The sequence below is a fragment of the Nitrospira sp. Kam-Ns4a genome (assembly GCF_965152595.1).
Window position 1 is genome coordinate 1,827,617 of sequence record NZ_OZ224218.1, and the last position, 15,338, is coordinate 1,842,954.

Genomic DNA, 15,338 nt, shown 5'->3' on the forward strand with positions numbered 1-15,338 from the left:
CGCTGTTTCCTCTCTCCCGATGGCCGCGTCCGCCACCGGATCGAGAGGCTCCGCCGCCGCGAGGCCGGGCTCGATCACGAGCCCGCGCGCTCGCGGGGCGACACACACCGCAGCTCACCGCTCGCTGCTGTCTCGCGCTCGCGGCGCGCGGGTCGCTCGCGCGCGCCGCGATGGGCTCGGCTCCCTCTGCGGTGGGACTACTCGCAGCATTGGCCTCACGCCCTCGCCGAGTCGCCGGGGTCGGGCGCGTCGTGGGATCGACCGTCATTCACCACGCGCCTCATGCGCCTTGCGCCCTCCCCTGTTTCTCGCCACCGACTCGCGTCCGCGAGTTTCGCCTCTTGATCGACGGCCGCGGCCGGTGGGCTCGTCAGGGTGGCCCGGCCGCGTCCGCGCTCCGTAGCGGCGGGCGACGGGTCCCTCGCCCCCCGCCGCCCGCTCGCCCCTCCGCGCGGAGATTTCCGTCTCCGCGCTCGTCTCTCTCCGATTCATCGTCGTTCCCCGCTCCTGGCGCGGGGCCTCGGGCACTCTCTGTCCGCCCGCCCTCCCGGTCGGGCAGACAGAGAGTGCCCGTCGGGGGCTGGCCGCCCCCGCCTCCGGCCGGCTCCCCCGCTCACGGCGCCTCCGCGCCCGCCACGGCGACCGGGTGCTCCGCCGCCCGCCGCCGCGCCCGGCGCTCCGGGTGCTCTGCCCCCAACAGCACACGGCGCAGCAGCCGCGCCGTGAGGTCGCCGCGCGAGAGCACCGCGTCCCCGCCGAGGTCGCGGTGCAGGCGCTCCAGCGCCTCAGCCAGCTCGCCCGTGAGCGTGACCGAATACCGGATCGTCGTCTCCCGGCGCTCCGCCGCCAACTCCGCAGCCAGCGCCGTCTGCAGATCACTGGGCTTCATCATGCGATCGTCCTCCTTCCCTTTTTTCTCGCCCGCACGGCCGCCGCCGGGACGTGGCTCGTGATCGCGGCGTACGGCACCCACGTCCAGCGCCATTCGCTGTGCGGGCCGTAATCGGCGACGATGTACCAGTCGCCGTCCCGGAGCTCCACTCGGCACAGGGGACGTTCCACGGCCGACTCGCCCCGCCGGGGCTGCCACCACACCCAGTCCCCCGGCTCAATCTGCCCCGGCGTCGGCCGATAGCCCGCCGCCTGCAGCTTGTCCCGCATCGCGAAGGCACGGGTGATCTCTTTGATGTCATCGATCCTTCCCCTCACGCCCATCACGTCCCCTCCCCTTTTACGAATAAACGAAAAAAACGAAATAAATCCTAAGCTCTGGATTTTTCAGCGAGGTTGGGTTACGAAATAATTCCATTTTTTCGTACACCATTGTTGAGTCGTCAGGTCAACTTACGAAATAATTCCTTGAGTGCGTCCGCATAACTCCTTGATTTTTAACGCCAAACTATTTTTTTCGTTTTTTTCGTATCTTCGTAGGTACACCACCTCTTTCGGGCGGCCGCGCTCGCGGGCGACGCGGCGAATGGTGACCTGTTTTGCTGCGAGCAGCACGGTCAACGCGCGCTCGATCTCGGCGGCTGAGACGTTGCGCCCTAGCGCAGCCGACAGTTCTGTGCGGCTCAGGGCTCCGCCAGCGGCCTGCAGATGCGTCACCACCGCATCCGCGGTTGGGTCCCCCAGCCGCTCGCCAAAAATTAGTTCGATTGATTGTTCGCAGAAGGCCCAACCCATTAGCGCGGCCCGGAGATGTGGGACATCGATCCTGTCCGCGCCATCGAGGAGGGCGTACACCAGGCTGAGACGGGTCACCTGCGCCTCCGCCCGGGCCGTCATCGCTCCAGCCAGTCCCGGACGGTCTGCGGTCAGCACCGGATACACCGTGTGCCACAGCTCGCGCGCGGCCTCCGTGCGGCCCAGCCGCCCGATGCGCCGGGCCCGTTCGAGCACCGTCCGGAGCCGCCCCACGAGCGGGGCGAGTGTCGCCTCCTCGAGCCTGCCCCCATCCGGCAGGCATTTTGACCGCCGCACCATCGCCACCAGAAACCGATTCCCAAATCCATTGGCGGCGTCGATCTCCGTTAACAAGCGGAGCAGCTCGTCGCGGGTCGTGTGCGCGACCAGCGAGACGTGACTCTGCTCGGCGCGCAGCGGTGAATTCTTATTTAATACCTGGAGCTCGCCCACGTCCCAGGCCTCGCGCAGGATCGCACTGAGGGTATTGCCGTCACGCCGAATGGTCGCGAGCACCCGCGCGAACTCGGGCTCGTAAATGAGCAGGCGGTAGTCCTTGGCCGGGGGCTCGCCTGATTCTCCGGCACGGGCCAGGTGCGCGACGAGTCCCTCGCCAGAGGTCAATCCGCCCACAATCGCGTGCCGGCAAAATTCCGGGTCGGCGGCGGCAAAGAGCCGCCGAATCCAGCCGAACGACGTGCCTTTGCGGGCGCGTGAGGTAGGTCCAACGAGCAGCACATACAGGTTCCCATAATGCTTGTCGGCTTCGACGCACCAGTGGGGCTGCCGGCCCACCGCCGCGCCGAAAAAGGTCAACCATTGCAGCGCGAGCGCGGCCGGATCCGCTTCCGTATGCGGCTCGATGGCGTCCAGCACATCCCCAGTTAGCCCGTACCGAGCTTCCGGCTCGAGGGTCGGCCATCGCTGGCGCGGCTCCGCCGAAGTCTGATCCCCTTGCGCCTGCTCCCCATCATCCAGCGGCGCCTGCGCCGCCTCCACCAAGCGCGCTACGTCCGGATGCATCTAGGCCACCTCCTGCTGCGACGTCTGGTCTTCCGCGAGGCCCCGGGCTCGGACGCGGCAGGCTACTTCCTCCAGCAGGTCCGCGCGCGCAAGATCGTCATACGCGCGCGACCGCCGCCAGCGCGGCATCCAGCTCGGCCTCTGTCCAGGTCCAGGCGCTCGTGAGCCCCGTCGCCGCGGCCAAGATCCGCTCGGCGCGTCGAGTGAGCCGAGCGGCCCCGTCCTCGAGCGCCGCCGCGGCCTCCCGCCAGCCCCAGCGCCGCGACCGCGGCGCCGGCCGTGGCGCGCGCCCCCCTGCCGACGGGGCGTAAAACAGGTCCCGCATGCTGATCTTCAGCGCGGCGGCGATCTCCGCCAGGGTACACCCCGCGAAGCAGTGGATCAGGACCCCCCGCTCTCCCTGAGCGATCGATAGTGACGGCGTCCGATCGTCATGGGCTGGGCAACGCGCCATCCAGCGGCCCGCGCCGCGCGGGCGGACGCCCTCCAGCTGCGCCAATATGTGGTTGCAGTCCATCGGTGACTCTGATACGCTGCTCGCGTGACAGCGTAACATACCACGAGCGTGCGTCGCCGTCAAGGTGTGGTTGCGCGCGCGGCGCCCCTCCGCTATATTGCCCTCATGGACCTCTGGCTCGATGTCGCCAATGCCCGCACCTACGAGGACCTGATCCAGATCTTCTATCGCCGCGCCGGCCGAGCGAAGCCGGTGTATCTCGCCCTCGAGCGATTTGTGTCTGGCGCTATTCCAGGCTGGCGAGCCATCGCGCTGCGCCATCTGTCGCAGTACCATGAGTTCGTGCAAAAATGGCTGGACGGGACGCTCGCTGAGGAGGATCTGACCCGGGCGCTCTGGTGGGCAGGGGACCAGCCGGAGTCCCGTCTCCGCACCCTCGGACGCTTGCTGCTGGAGCCGTCTCCGTTCAGCCTGGATGCCTGGCTCATCACCGAACGGCGACGGAACCCGCATCAACCGTTTGAGGAATGTTATCGGCAGGTCCTCCACCTCATCCAGCAAGATCGGGCCGGGACGTTACGCTGGCGTCCGCAGCGCTGCGCCCAATGTGGCCGCATCTATATTCCTGACCGAGCCAGCCAACAGTATTGTCGCCCCCTCTGTCGCACCCGAGCCTTTCGCGGAGCTCCCCCCCAACACCACCCAGCCGCTCAGCATGCGGGGCCAGTGGGCTCCCGCTCCGCCCCCTCCCCTTGACGGCCGGCCGCGGCTCGACTACGATGCCGTCATGGGCGTCACGTCTCTGATGCGCGGCGGGACGCCCCCATCGGACCTCAGGCCCTCACGGCCCCCTGGGAGTCGAGCTATGCCGTTCAACCTCCCTCTCAACGACATGACGCTTCAGGAGAAACTTGCCGCCATGGAGTCGCTGTGGGAGGACCTCGCCCGCACTCCAGAGGCCATGGAGTCCCCTGCCTGGCACCAGGACCTCCTCGATGCGCGCCGCCAGCGGCTCGCCGAGGGCACCGCTCGATTCAGCGATTGGGAGACGGCCAAAGCCGACATCCGCACCAAGCTCTCGTGAGAATCGAGATCCTGGATGACGCCCAGGAGGACTTAATCCAGGGCTTTCACTTCTACGAAAGTCTGGAACCGGGGCTCGGGTCCTACTTCTTAGACTGCCTGTTCTCTGATATTGATTCGCTTCTGGTGTCCGCAGGGATTCATCCCCTGACGTTCACGTATCACCGCTGCCTGTCCAAGCGCTTTCCCTTTGCCATCTACTACAGTGTGTCGGGAGAGTTGGTTCGCGTGCATGCCGTGCTGGACTGTCGCAGAAAGCCCTCGTGGATCAGGAAACGGTTGAAGGCGGAGGACTAACCCGTCCCTGCTCCGAGGGGGCGTCGTGGTTGCAGGGAGGTTGCAGATTCGGCGTCGGTTGCGCCGGATCCTGCTGCAAAGTGCCAGCCCATTCGTCAAGAGTTTCGCGGACTTCTCGGGACGCCGCAGCCGCCGTCAGCGGCTTCGAACCCGCAGGTCGCCCGTTCGAGTCGGGCCGGGCGCACCAGCCGCCTGCTCACCCATGCGTACCGGAGTCGCCCAGCTTCCCTTGCATGACGGCAAGGCGCCGCGCTGGCTCTTTGCCCTGATGGTCCGGCTTGCACGGGAGGTGCTTGGGCACCTCGTCGCTGCCGAGGGGCCCGAGGTGGTCCTGCGGCGGTTGTCCGATCCCTTCTGGTTCCAGGCCTTCGGTTGCCTGCTCGGGTTCGACTGGCATTCCAGCGGCCTGACGACGACGGTCTGCGGGGCGGTCAAGGAGGCGGTCCGCGGCGAGGCGCGCAACTTCGGCCTAATCGTCGCTGGCGGTAAGGGGAATGCCTCGCGCCAGACGCCCCAGGAGATCGCTGCAGCTTGCGAGACGCTGGGGCAGGACCCAACAGGGCTCGTGGCGATGAGCCGGCTGGTCGCCAAGGTGGACAACGCGGCCGTGCAGGACGGCTACCAGCTCTATCACCACGTCTTCCTGTTCACGACGGCAGGGTACTGGAGTGTGATCCAACAGGGCATGTCGGACACAACCCGGATGGCGCGGCGGTACCACTGGCTGGGCGAGCGGATCGAAAGCCCGGTGGTGGAGCCGCACGCGGCGGTCTGTTGCGACGCGACCGGGCCGACGCTCAACCTCGTGGCGGCGGAGAGCCAGCCGGCGCAAGCGGCGATCGTCGAGCTAGCGACGGACCCGAACCGGGAGGTGCTCCGGGTGCTCGACCGCCTGCCGACCCTGACGTTGCCGTCGCGCCACACGATCGCCGCTGAGGACCTGGATTCGCGCTACGTCCGGAAGGTTCTGCTTGCGACCTACGAGGCTGCCCCCGCACACTTCCAGGCGCTGCTCGGCGTCCCCGGCGTGGGCCCCAAGACACTCAGGGCCCTGGCGCTCGCGGCGGAGCTGATCTACGGCACGCCGTCCAGCACGCGCGATCCGGCGCGCTTCGCCTTCGCCCACGGTGGCAAGGACCGCGTCCCTTACCCTGTGGACCTGGCCACCTATGAGCAGACGATCGAAGTCCTCCGTCAGGCCCTCGACCACTCGCGCGTGGGCCAAAGCGACAAGCTCCGCGCGTTGCAACGCCTCGCCGGATTTGCCAGCGTGGCCTGCCCGCTGGCTTGACGCCGCGCCGGGAGGCTCGTGTGTCGGCTCGTTCCCCAACAGCCTCAGACGGCTGACCCGCCCTAGCCTGCATTATTCAGTGCGCCGTGAAAAGGCGCTGTGTGTCTCACAGGTGCAAGTCCTGTCTGGGGAGTTGTCGGGACACCCCAGTAGCTACCAAGGCAGTCGCAAGGGTCACTGACCGACTGAAGCCCTCGGGACAGAGGCCCACCGTGGGTGGGTCAGCGAGCCGACGGGCCGCAACACGGGTGAAGCCTGAGCAGGCCTCGAACGTGCAGTCGCGAGGGCCGACCGGCCTGAATAACCGGGAAGGCCGCTGGAGTCTGGAGGAGCACCCGACCGATGAGCCCAGACTTCCTCGCCGGGGTAGTGGGCGTGGCACGCCGGCACAGCACACAGGGCAACACGGGAGATCCCGCTCGGCGGGGCCGCGCAGGCCTCGCTCCATCACGAGGGTGGAGCCGGGCGGGAAGTCGGAGGGGCTCATCGGACCGATGGCACTCGGCGGACAACACAACCGCCGAGGAGGGAAGGAGCCCTGGTTCGAGGCGTGCCTCACCGAGAGAAGGATCAGGAGATTGGCGTGAGCCTGGCAACTCCACGTACGATCCGGCGACTCCAAGAGGCACTGGGCACCAAAGCCAAGCAGGCGCCGACCTATCGCTTCTCCCTGCTGTACGACAAGGTCTATCGGGCGGACATCTTGGCCCATGCCTACGCCCTCGCGAAACAACGCGACGGAGCGTCGGGCGTGGATGGAGAGACGTTCGAGGCCATTGAGGCAGCGGGACGGGAGCGATGGCTGGCCGCCGTGCAGGAGGCCCTGCGGACGGAGACCGACCGCCCGCAGCCCGTGCGACGGGTGCGGATTCCCAAACCCGCCGGCGGGGAGCGGCCACTCGGGATTCCGACGATTCGGGATCGGGTGGGGCAGACGGCCGTCCTGCTGATCCTGCCCCCGATCTTTGAGGCGGACATGGAACCCACGGCCTATGGCTATCGTCCGGGGCGCACGGCGCGCGCGGCGGTGGCAACCGTCCACCGGGCGCTGTGTGCCGGGCAGACGCAGGTGGTCGATGCGGATGTGTCGCAGGACTTCGACACGATCCCGCACGCGGCCTTGATGCAGGCGTTGGCACGCCGGATCAGCGATCGGAAACTGCTCCGGCTGCTGAAGCGGTGGCTGAAAGCGCCGGTGGCCGAGCGGACGGGGCGCGACGGATGGCGGTACCCGGGAGGCAAGCGGGCGACGCGGGGCATCCCGCAAGGCGGGCGGGTACCCGCCAAGCGGGTGCCGCCGTTGCTCGCGAACCTCTACATGAACCGCTACCTGCAAGCGTTCCGCCACGCCGGACTGGACCGGCGCTACGGGGCACGACTGGTCAACTCTGCCGACGACGTCGTGGTGCTGTGTCGGCAGGGGGCCGCCGAAGTCCTGGCGCAGCCCCGGCAGTGGTTCCAGCCGATGGGGTTGACGTTGAACGAGCAGAAGACGCGCCTGTGCAATGGGCGGCGTGAGCCGTTCACGTGCCTGGGCTATACCTTCGGGCCGCAGCCCTATCGCAAAGACGGCCACTGGTATCTGGGAGCAGCCCCGGCCAAGAGGGCGGTGCAGCGGATCAAGGGTCGCATCCGACAGATGCTCTGCCCGGCGAATCACGCGCCCTGGGAGGACGTGGTCACGCAGCTCAACACCGTGTTGCGGGGTTGGGCGGCCTCTTTCTCCTATGGGACGCGCCTGATGGCGTATCGGGCGGTGGATCGATCTGGCGCAACGCGGGTGCGGCACTTCTTGCGGCGACGACACAAGGTTCCGACACGCGGCACGCGGCGCTGCTCGTCCGATATGATCTTCGGCGAGTGGGGCGTCCTCCGGCTGCGGCGGGTGCACCTGGGGTCGCCTGTGCATGCTGTGGTGTGACGCTCGTCCGAGAGCCGGATGCGGGAAAACCGCACGTCCGGTTCGATGAGCGGATGGGGGAAACTCCTGACCGCTGTGGTTGGCGGTAGATGCGTGCATCGACACCATCGAGAGCGGCTCCAGGCCAGCGCCCATGTTCGACTCTACTGGCGGTTCGTCGCGAAATCGCGGAGTCGCCTGGCGAGACGGGCGCGTGGAGCCGCGAAGGAAGGAGGCGTGCTCCCTGCAGCACGTTGACTGACTGAGCGGCGAGCCCGCCCGCCTGCGTGCTTGAAATTCGCACGCAGGCTTGTCGCAGCCGCGAATCTGCGGTTGCAGCAGAAGCGTTCATGAATAATGCAGGCTAGCGCACCAAACGCTTCCGGGTCCTTGCTGAAGCGGCGTGAACGGGTCGCGACCGGTGAGCGGCGCGCGGCTTACTCAGCCGCGCGCCGCGTCCGTCTGGTTGGACGTTACTGCCTGACGACGAAGTGGGCCCGGCGGTTCTCCTGCCAGCAGAGCGTGCTGTGCTCCTGGCAGAAGGGCCGCTCCTTGCCGTAGCTCGTGATCTGGATCCGCGATGCCTCGAGCCCGAGGTTGGCCAGATAGCGCTGCACAGCCTGTGCCCGTCGCTCCCCGAGGACCAAGTTGTAGTCCGCGGTGCCCCGCTCGTCGCAATGGCCCTCGATCAGAAGCTTCCAGTTGGTCGTGCTCCTGAGCGCCTGCGCATCGTGTTCCAGCGCGGCTTTCGCGTCTTCGCGAATGGCGAACGCATCGAAGTCGAAGAAGGCGTCGGACAGGGTGAGCGTCCGAGGCTGGAGGGTCGGAGCGGGTGGAGCCTCTGGCTCTGGCGCCCTAGCCTCCTGCGGGGGAGCCGCCGCTTCCGGCGTTGGCGGTGCGGCGGGCTCAGGGATGGGCTCGGGCTGGACACGCTCCTCGACCGGCGGGGCCGCGTCTGGAATCCTTGCTGCCTCGATGGGCGCCGGTGGCTCTTCCTTGGACGCAACCGTCGGGGCTTCGGCCTCAACTACAGGGGCCGGAGCCGGTGGCGGGGTGGCCTGAACGACCGGAGGCCCGGGGACAAAAGCCTGGTCCTCCGCGGAGCTGGTGAGTTGGCGACCGGTGCAACCGGCCGCGAGGATGAGGAGACTGCTGGCGAACAGCACGGACTTGAGTCGCGCGATGGACAGTGCCATGTCGGTGGTTCCTCCCTGGTAAAGTGACCGCCAAGCCGGCGGGCCTCTGCCGGAATGACAGGGCCGGCTTCCAGGGGGCCAGCTTGCGGCTCAACCCACGGCTGGGAAGCAAGCACTATGCCTAGAGACAACAACTTAGAATTACCATGTTAAGTTCGCGCATTGCAAGGCTCCATAGCTGCTGGAAGGGCCGCGAGAATCCGGCCGCTGTGCAAGTTGGACACACCCTGCGGCGGGTGCGAGGCCAAAAAGTCGCACTCTGGCCGTCGCGAGGCTTGTCCCGATCGGTGAGACAGAATGCTCTGCGTCACGGCCCCGCCCGCGGGCGTGAGGACCCAAGGGAGCTCTGTAGCCGATGAACGATTGGCCCGCCCGAGATCGCTGCGGTAGGCGACCACCCTCGCGAGCGGTCGGGGCGGGAAGCGGGCGCAAACGTCGTTGACATGCGAATCCTGACCGTGTAAGGTTAGTCGCTCGTGTCACATCACGTTGTCCGTAGCAACGCTTGGGCATGAGATCGCTCAGCAAGCTTTCCATCGGGCTATTGCTCTGTGTGCTCCTGAGCGGGTGCGGCTATGGGTTCATTCTGGCCGTTGAAGATGGGGATACCGCCGCCGTCCGGGCCAAGTTGGATGCGGGGGCGGACGTCAACGCGGAGCTTCCGATCCTCGGCACGCGGCCGCTCATGGCCGCGGCTGCGCGCGGGCAACTCGAGACCGTCCGTCTTCTGCTGGACTGTGGCGCGGATGTCAACGTGTCCGATCTGACAGGGTGGACGCCCTTGCACGCCGCGGCGTACTCCGGTGATCCCGAGATTATTCGGTTGCTGCTGGATTGGGGGGCGGTCCCCACGGACGAAACCTGGTATCTGCCGAGCCCCTTGACCGTCGCGGAGCAACTCAAGCGAACCCACGCGGTGGAACTGCTGAGATCCGTCCAGGCCCGCCCTGGTGGCAATTCCATCGCCGCGCGCCGGTCGAGTGAGCCCGCGAATGAGGCTCCGGGCCGCCAGCCTGGCGCCTCCCCCAACTGAGCCGCCGTCGCACTCTCTGTCGATGCATGCCTGTCCTTTCAGGAACCGTCTCTATCCCTCACCCTGCCCCCGACCCAAACCGCCCGCACCTCCTGTCTGGCGAGATCCGCGTCTTGTCAAGGTTCCCTCGGTCAGGTTCCAAGCAACCGACCGATGACGACGTATTTACTCCCTGTACCTTCGGCTCCTTCATCGCAGGGGTGCGCATTGAGGGGACTGCCCTGGCAGGTCGGCCAGTGGGAAGGCGGTAGGCACGGGGTCATCCTGTGACTGCGCAGAAATGACCGAGCGGTCGAACCGCGAGATTCTCTCCCACGTTTCCGTCGTCAGGAGGAATGAGCCATGCGTGTCTCGGCGATGCCGAGCGCGGCGCTGCAGCGGCCCTGCTGGTCTCACATCCGGCCTGGGGCAGGACGTGTTGCCCGAGCCCTATGTCAAGTACCAGTATGCGGTGAAGTTCGTCTTGCGGCATTCAGGCGAGAATCCCCTGCAGGCGGCGAAGGGGGGCTTACGCGAGCGCGATTAACGTGCATAATCCCTCTCTGTATCAAAACACAACATTCATCAGGAAAGGGGCCTTCGCCTTCTCAAAGCAGCGGCCCGGTCCCGTTTCTCCTGGTTTAAGGCCGTTTTGGAGCCGGATCAAGCCTTTGAAATTGATTGTCCGGACATTCGAAAGATCATCAGGTCCACTCAGACGCCGATCCCCATTCCGGCGTTCATCAAGGGGTTTTGTGGTGATCCTTACGCCCATGCCGCTCGACGTGACCGCGGTGTCTACGGCCCGCCCCACCGACGGGCAGGTCTCGACCATGGATATCGAGGTCGTGCAGCCGCGTGTGATCGCCAGCCCGACGACTCCGTCGCTCGCGCGCCGGCCGGCGACCCGGTCCGGCTGCGGCCGCCTGGAGGATGGGGGCTGGAGGGAAATGCTGTCCGCGGTGACTTGCGGTGGAACACGGAGCTGTGACGCATCTGGTGTCGGGGTGACACGAGGCCTTGCGGAGACAGCGTCGTCCCCGTGCCGTCGGCTGTTCCCGCGGTTGGACCGCACCCAGACCGCGCGGACGCTCGGCCTCAGGCCTGTGTCATCCAGCTCCAGGCGCCCGGCGCCGGGGTTCCATCGCTCTTTCGTCGAGCCACGGGTCTGCAAGAGGACCGCGTCCGCACCGGAATCTGCTGGCGGAGCAAGGACCGACGCCGTTGGCGCCCTGGTTCTCACACCGGCGGTGGCTGGGTGTCCGCGGTGGGAGGGAGTGGTCGCCGTCCCGCTGTGAGACGTCCCGGTCCAGCGCTGGTGAGCGATCGAACCGACTTGCCAAGCCTTTCGCCAGCCGGCAGCGGGGAGGGCCGAGCGCTCGGCCCTCCCATTCCATGCCACGTTCCAGGAGCGGCCTCCCTCAGTGAGCGGAGGAACCGGGGGCTCGGACCAGTCACAGCATCGGCGAGACGAGCCGGGAGGCGTCCACGTCCACCAGCCCGCGGTCCGTGATCTTGAGTGATGGGATTACCGGCAAGGTGAGAAAGGAGAGTTGTACGAACGGCTCCTGCAGGCACCCGCCCATCCCGCACACCCTTGTCTTGAGCCGGTCCACCATCGCCGCCACTTCTCGCGAGGTTGTCAAGTTCTTAGTTGAAGTTACGTCGTGGCTCATGGTTGATGATGTCATGCCGCGGCCTGCTCCTGCTGCCCGGCGTCCTGCTCGACTTCGATGTGTTTCACCACGACCGCGATCTGTCGCAACCCTTTCACTCGTTTGAAGCCCTGCTCGCAGTGCATCAGCACGGTCGCCAACCAGCGCTGACGCATCGTGCTGTTCCGGTAGCGCTTGATATTGCCTTCGCAATCCCGCACCGTCGAGAACTTGCGTTCGATCGGGTTCGTCGAGTGCAGGGTCTTGCGCAGCAGTGCTGGCCCCTGCAGGCGATGCAGCGTCAGCAACTCCTCGAACGCTTCGAGCAAGGAGTCCGCGGCTGACTCGTTGATCCGGCGCAGCCACTGCTCGAAGTCCGCGAACATCGCCTTCGCGTCGTCGTAGCGGTTCTGCTCCAAGGCCATCTGGAACCGGCGATGCGCCTCCTTCCGGTACCGCTTCGGGAGATGCTTCTGGATGTTGCGATCCTTGTGGCTGGGGCCCCGTTGGTGCACCAGCTTCTTGCCGTGGCGCGCCTTCAGCGCCTTGATGATGCCCTTGCCCCCATCGGTGATAGAGCGCACCCGCGTGGACAGCGTCAGCCCCCGCCGCTCCAGGTCGGCCAGCAGGCCCTCGCAGATCTCGTGGTTCTCCGTTGCGCCTTCCCAGAACCCCAGGGCGCGCTTCTGCCCGCTCAGGTCGATGCCCAGCGCCACGATGAAGGCCTGGCCCCCGCGGTGGATCGTGTCGAGGAACAGGGCGAACACCTCGAAGTCCTCGAGCCGGCGTTCCCGGAACTCGCGCCGCTGCTTCGCCGTGGCTTCGACGAGATGGCGCGAGTCCCGCGCTCGCGGACACGCCGAAGGCACGGCCGGCGGCGGTCACGGTCTCCTCATACTTGCGGGCTGACATCCCCCGCAGCACCTCTCCCAAAAGTTCTTCCGAGAAGCCGCCGCGCTGCTTCAACTGCTCGTAGCTCCGCAACGTGCGCTCGCCGTCAGGACCGCGTCACCGGGGATGCACCACGCGCAGTTTCTGGTCGCCGACGTAGATCGAGCCAGGCTGGCTCGCCCACTTCCGAAGCTCACGCGAGGTCGGATGGTAGTCCGGACCCGCTTGCTGCTCGCGCTCCATGGACATGATTGTCTCCGCCACCAGGCGTCCGATGTCCAGCAGCGCGGCATCGAGCGCCTGTTTGCCTCCCAGCATCACCTGCACCATCCGGTCCATCCACCACGGCTTCTCCTGGATCTCCTGCAACGCCTGGATGGCCTTCTTCCTCTGCTTCGTGTCCGGTCTCATCGCGGTGACTCCTTTCGTGTGCAGATCGTCTTCGGGTTGAAGCGACCTGATTTGAACGAAGCCACTCACCAATTTCAACTAGATTCAGTATAACCTCCTTCTCGCGGCTCCTGGTCGCACATCAGCCCGCCGAGCGGCAGCGGCAGGGCGTCCGTCGAGGACTCGTCCTCGGCTACAACGATCCCGCCGTCCACCGTGATGAGCCGGTTCACGGCAGCCGCCATCGCCCGGGCGGTCGCCGCGGCCGGCTGGGTCGGCATGCTGGCCGCCTGGGCCTGGCTGGGAGGGCAGTGGAGGGAGGCCGCCAGGTTTTGGGGAGGGGCCCGCTGTGATTCCCTAGCGGTCCGGCGGCACGGGCTTCACGGCTAGCGTGATGTGGCGTGCCACAGCTTGGAGGGTGTTGGGGTCCTGGCCGGGAAGCGGGCGCAGATCCCAACCGTAGAACAGCCCCCTGTGGCCCGGAGCGTGAATCTCGGCTTCGACCACCACCTCGTCGCCGACGAGCACGTCAGGCGGCCTCAGGATTGGGGTGCCGCAGAGGCCCAGGACCGTGACCTCGATTGCGCCGGTGTGGTCGCCCAGGATGAAGGAATAGGCGCCGTAGCAGGCGGCGCCCGTAGGGAGCTGGTAAGGCTCGATGAGCTGGACCTCCCGCACGGTCCCGTGGAGGGTGACGAGGTGAAGGTGATAGCGGTCGGGGTCGGCCAGGATCTCGGCCATTGGCACCGGCTCATCGGCACGAGCCGATGCACCCGCCCAGAGGGCGAGAAGGGCGAGCAGCCATGGCAGGCGCCAGTCAGGCCGACGATGGCCGGCTGGATCGGCCTTTCGGCCGTGCACGTCCTCTTCGATCCTTCTCTCAGGCGCATCCATTGGCTCAAGCTGAGCATAGCGGGACGGGCGTGGTCAAGGGAATGGTCTGAGACGGAGGTCGGCCTCGCCGGAGCGCCGGGCTGATCACGTCGGCTCCGCCAGCGCCTCGCGCACCTTCTCCACCAGTACATCGGCCGAGAAGGGCTTCTGCACGAAGGTGGCCTGGGAGGTCAGCAGGAGGTGGGTGAGCGGGGCGCTGTCCACGTAGGCTGACATGTAGAGCACCCGGGTGCTGGGTCTCAAGAGGACCACCTGCTGGGCAAGGTACAGCCCGTTCATCCCCGGCATGCGGACGTCCGTCAGCAGCAGGTGGATAGGGCCCTCGTAGCTGCGGCAGAGGCGCAGCGCCTCTTCGCCTCGGTCGGCCTCGAGGACCTGATAGCCTTGTTGCTCCAGGATGAGGCGCACGAGCCGGCGCACCGTGGCTTCATCCTCGACGAGCAGAATCGTGCACCTCGGTGACATCATCGGCACCTCCGGCGTCTTCCTCCTTCCATGCGCCAAACGACGCCTGTTGATTGCAGGGAATTGTCCCCCTCTGAGCAGGGGATCGTGGCTCATCCAGTGTGCTCCGAGTCGGACACGCCTTCGGGCACGATAGTTCGCTGAGATTCGCAGGTCCAATACCTTCTTGCGCTCATTGCACTAGGTCGCTTCTAGGCAGGCCCCGTCCCCTCGGCCGACCTCGCCACGGACCAACCGAGTGCTCCCAAGAAGGGAGGACGGGCAAGCGCGGCCTCTTTGTGGACTTGCGGCCTGATTGCATCCTTGCGTGAATGTAGCTAGACTGCCGGCCTTGAAAAGGCGGAGCGTGCCGTCTTAGCAGGCACTGACACGCCCCGCCCCCCCACGGAGCGCGCGGATATGACCACACGCCCGTGGTGTCTTCGCCCAAGGGCCGTCCCCATAGGTGGAGCGGAGGATTCAGGCGGCCCCGGGAAGCTGTCCCCATGTCAGATCGGTTCCAACGCTGCGGCAGTCTAAGGTATACCTTATTGACTGTCAACATTCTAATAAGGTAATACTTAGTGTCTCGGGAACCCTACGCAATCCTCGGTCGCCTCCTCGCTGCGCTGCACGTGAAGACGCGGACCCAGTTGGCCGCAAGTCTTCAGATCAGGCCGCAGTCCATCGTGTCGGCGATCAACCGCAGAGAGATTCCCGAGGCGTGGCTCTATCGCGTCGCCTACATGACGGGGCGGAGCGTGGAGTGGCTGCGGACAGGCAAGGGGCCGGTCTGGCACGAGCCGGTCGCCGCGGAAGGCGGGCTTCCCGTGTATGGAACCGAGAAAGGTGTGCCGGCGCCGGTGCGCCGGCTCCTGGAGATCTGGAGCGAGTTGGGGGCGCAGGAGCGGACGGCAGTGTCGCGCTTCGTCGAGGCGCTCCGGTCCGGCGATCGAGAGATCCGCGAGCACCTGATCAGGCAGATGAAGCTGATTGAGGAGTCCCTCCAGCTTCGCCGGACGCGGCGCGGGAAACGGCAGCGGCGGCCGGCCCGGCCCTGAGCCCTTCGGGCGGGGCTCGGGCACATCCGCCGCGACAGGCCGCTGGTGGCCCGTCGCA

General features: G+C 66.7%; 16 protein-coding genes and 1 pseudogene. 7 read left to right on the top strand and 10 right to left on the bottom strand.

The annotated features are described in order from the left end of the window. Window positions 1-613 precede the first annotated feature (613 nt). The 4 genes from ACWHYQ_RS09125 to ACWHYQ_RS09140 form a co-directional block, all read right to left on the bottom strand. Window positions 614-892, bottom strand: coding sequence for a hypothetical protein (locus ACWHYQ_RS09125; protein ID WP_447975376.1), 279 nt, complete (start codon window positions 890-892; stop codon window positions 614-616). Further along, complete coding sequence (locus tag ACWHYQ_RS09130; protein WP_447975377.1) at window positions 889-1,215, bottom strand: hypothetical protein; 327 nt, start codon at window positions 1,213-1,215, stop codon at window positions 889-891. Before ACWHYQ_RS09130 ends, ACWHYQ_RS09125 begins: the two co-directional genes overlap by 4 nt. 129 nt (window positions 1,216-1,344) lie before the next feature. Beyond that, window positions 1,345-2,688: a DUF3987 domain-containing protein gene (locus ACWHYQ_RS09135; protein WP_447975378.1), complete on the bottom strand. Its 1,344-nt coding sequence runs from the start codon at window positions 2,686-2,688 to the stop codon at window positions 1,345-1,347. Between the two features lie 118 nt (window positions 2,689-2,806). Further along, window positions 2,807-3,226 carry a DNA primase gene (locus ACWHYQ_RS09140; RefSeq protein ID WP_447975379.1) on the bottom strand — a complete coding sequence of 140 codons (420 nt, stop codon included), beginning with the start codon at window positions 3,224-3,226 and terminating at the stop codon, window positions 2,807-2,809. A 105-nt stretch (window positions 3,227-3,331) separates the two neighbouring features. Here ACWHYQ_RS09140 and ACWHYQ_RS09145 point away from each other — a divergent pair, with 105 nt between their 5' ends. The 5 genes from ACWHYQ_RS09145 to ACWHYQ_RS09165 all read left to right on the top strand — a co-directional run bounded on the left by ACWHYQ_RS09145 (window position 3,332) and on the right by ACWHYQ_RS09165 (window position 7,758). After that, complete coding sequence (locus tag ACWHYQ_RS09145; protein ID WP_447975380.1) at window positions 3,332-3,922, top strand: hypothetical protein; 591 nt, start codon at window positions 3,332-3,334, stop codon at window positions 3,920-3,922. A 109-nt stretch (window positions 3,923-4,031) separates the two neighbouring features. Then, complete coding sequence (locus tag ACWHYQ_RS09150; protein WP_447975381.1) at window positions 4,032-4,250, top strand: addiction module protein; 219 nt, start codon at window positions 4,032-4,034, stop codon at window positions 4,248-4,250. Next, on the top strand, window positions 4,247-4,546 hold the full coding sequence (locus ACWHYQ_RS09155; RefSeq protein ID WP_447975382.1) for a type II toxin-antitoxin system RelE/ParE family toxin: 300 nt from the start codon (window positions 4,247-4,249) through the stop codon (window positions 4,544-4,546). Before ACWHYQ_RS09150 ends, ACWHYQ_RS09155 begins: the two co-directional genes overlap by 4 nt. A gap of 202 nt (window positions 4,547-4,748) precedes the next feature. Further along, window positions 4,749-5,837, top strand: a complete 1,089-nt coding sequence (locus tag ACWHYQ_RS09160; RefSeq protein WP_447975383.1) for a DUF763 domain-containing protein — start codon at window positions 4,749-4,751, stop codon at window positions 5,835-5,837. 583 nt (window positions 5,838-6,420) lie between these two features. Continuing rightward, a complete protein-coding gene (locus ACWHYQ_RS09165; RefSeq protein WP_447975384.1) occupies window positions 6,421-7,758 on the top strand; it encodes a reverse transcriptase domain-containing protein in 1,338 nt (445 codons plus the stop codon). A gap of 452 nt (window positions 7,759-8,210) precedes the next feature. Here ACWHYQ_RS09165 and ACWHYQ_RS09170 read toward each other — a convergent pair whose 3' ends face one another. Beyond that, a complete protein-coding gene (locus ACWHYQ_RS09170) occupies window positions 8,211-8,933 on the bottom strand; it encodes an OmpA family protein (RefSeq protein WP_447975385.1) in 723 nt (240 codons plus the stop codon). 511 nt (window positions 8,934-9,444) lie between these two features. Between ACWHYQ_RS09170 and ACWHYQ_RS09175 the strand changes: the two genes are divergently transcribed. Next, on the top strand, window positions 9,445-9,966 hold the full coding sequence (locus tag ACWHYQ_RS09175) for an ankyrin repeat domain-containing protein (RefSeq protein WP_447975386.1): 522 nt from the start codon (window positions 9,445-9,447) through the stop codon (window positions 9,964-9,966). 1,433 nt (window positions 9,967-11,399) lie between these two features. Here ACWHYQ_RS09175 and ACWHYQ_RS09180 read toward each other — a convergent pair. From ACWHYQ_RS09180 to ACWHYQ_RS09200, 5 genes and pseudogenes are all read right to left on the bottom strand, one after another. Beyond that, window positions 11,400-11,636, bottom strand: coding sequence for an adenine deaminase C-terminal domain-containing protein (locus ACWHYQ_RS09180; protein ID WP_447975387.1), 237 nt, complete (start codon window positions 11,634-11,636; stop codon window positions 11,400-11,402). Further along, window positions 11,633-12,902, bottom strand: a pseudogene (locus ACWHYQ_RS09185) (IS256 family transposase). Before ACWHYQ_RS09185 ends, ACWHYQ_RS09180 begins: the two are co-directional and overlap by 4 nt. Before the next feature lie 74 nt (window positions 12,903-12,976). Continuing rightward, window positions 12,977-13,162, bottom strand: coding sequence for an adenine deaminase C-terminal domain-containing protein (locus ACWHYQ_RS09190; RefSeq protein WP_447975388.1), 186 nt, complete (start codon window positions 13,160-13,162; stop codon window positions 12,977-12,979). Window positions 13,163-13,238: 76 nt separating this feature from the next. Then, window positions 13,239-13,622: a hypothetical protein gene (locus tag ACWHYQ_RS09195; RefSeq protein WP_447975389.1), complete on the bottom strand. Its 384-nt coding sequence runs from the start codon at window positions 13,620-13,622 to the stop codon at window positions 13,239-13,241. A 237-nt stretch (window positions 13,623-13,859) separates the two neighbouring features. Continuing rightward, entirely contained in the window at window positions 13,860-14,243 is a 384-nt protein-coding gene (locus ACWHYQ_RS09200; protein WP_447975390.1) for a response regulator, read from the bottom strand. A 560-nt stretch (window positions 14,244-14,803) separates the two neighbouring features. Between ACWHYQ_RS09200 and ACWHYQ_RS09205 the strand changes: the two genes are divergently transcribed. After that, complete coding sequence (locus tag ACWHYQ_RS09205; protein WP_447975391.1) at window positions 14,804-15,280, top strand: helix-turn-helix domain-containing protein; 477 nt, start codon at window positions 14,804-14,806, stop codon at window positions 15,278-15,280. The last annotated feature ends 58 nt before the right edge of the window (window positions 15,281-15,338 follow it).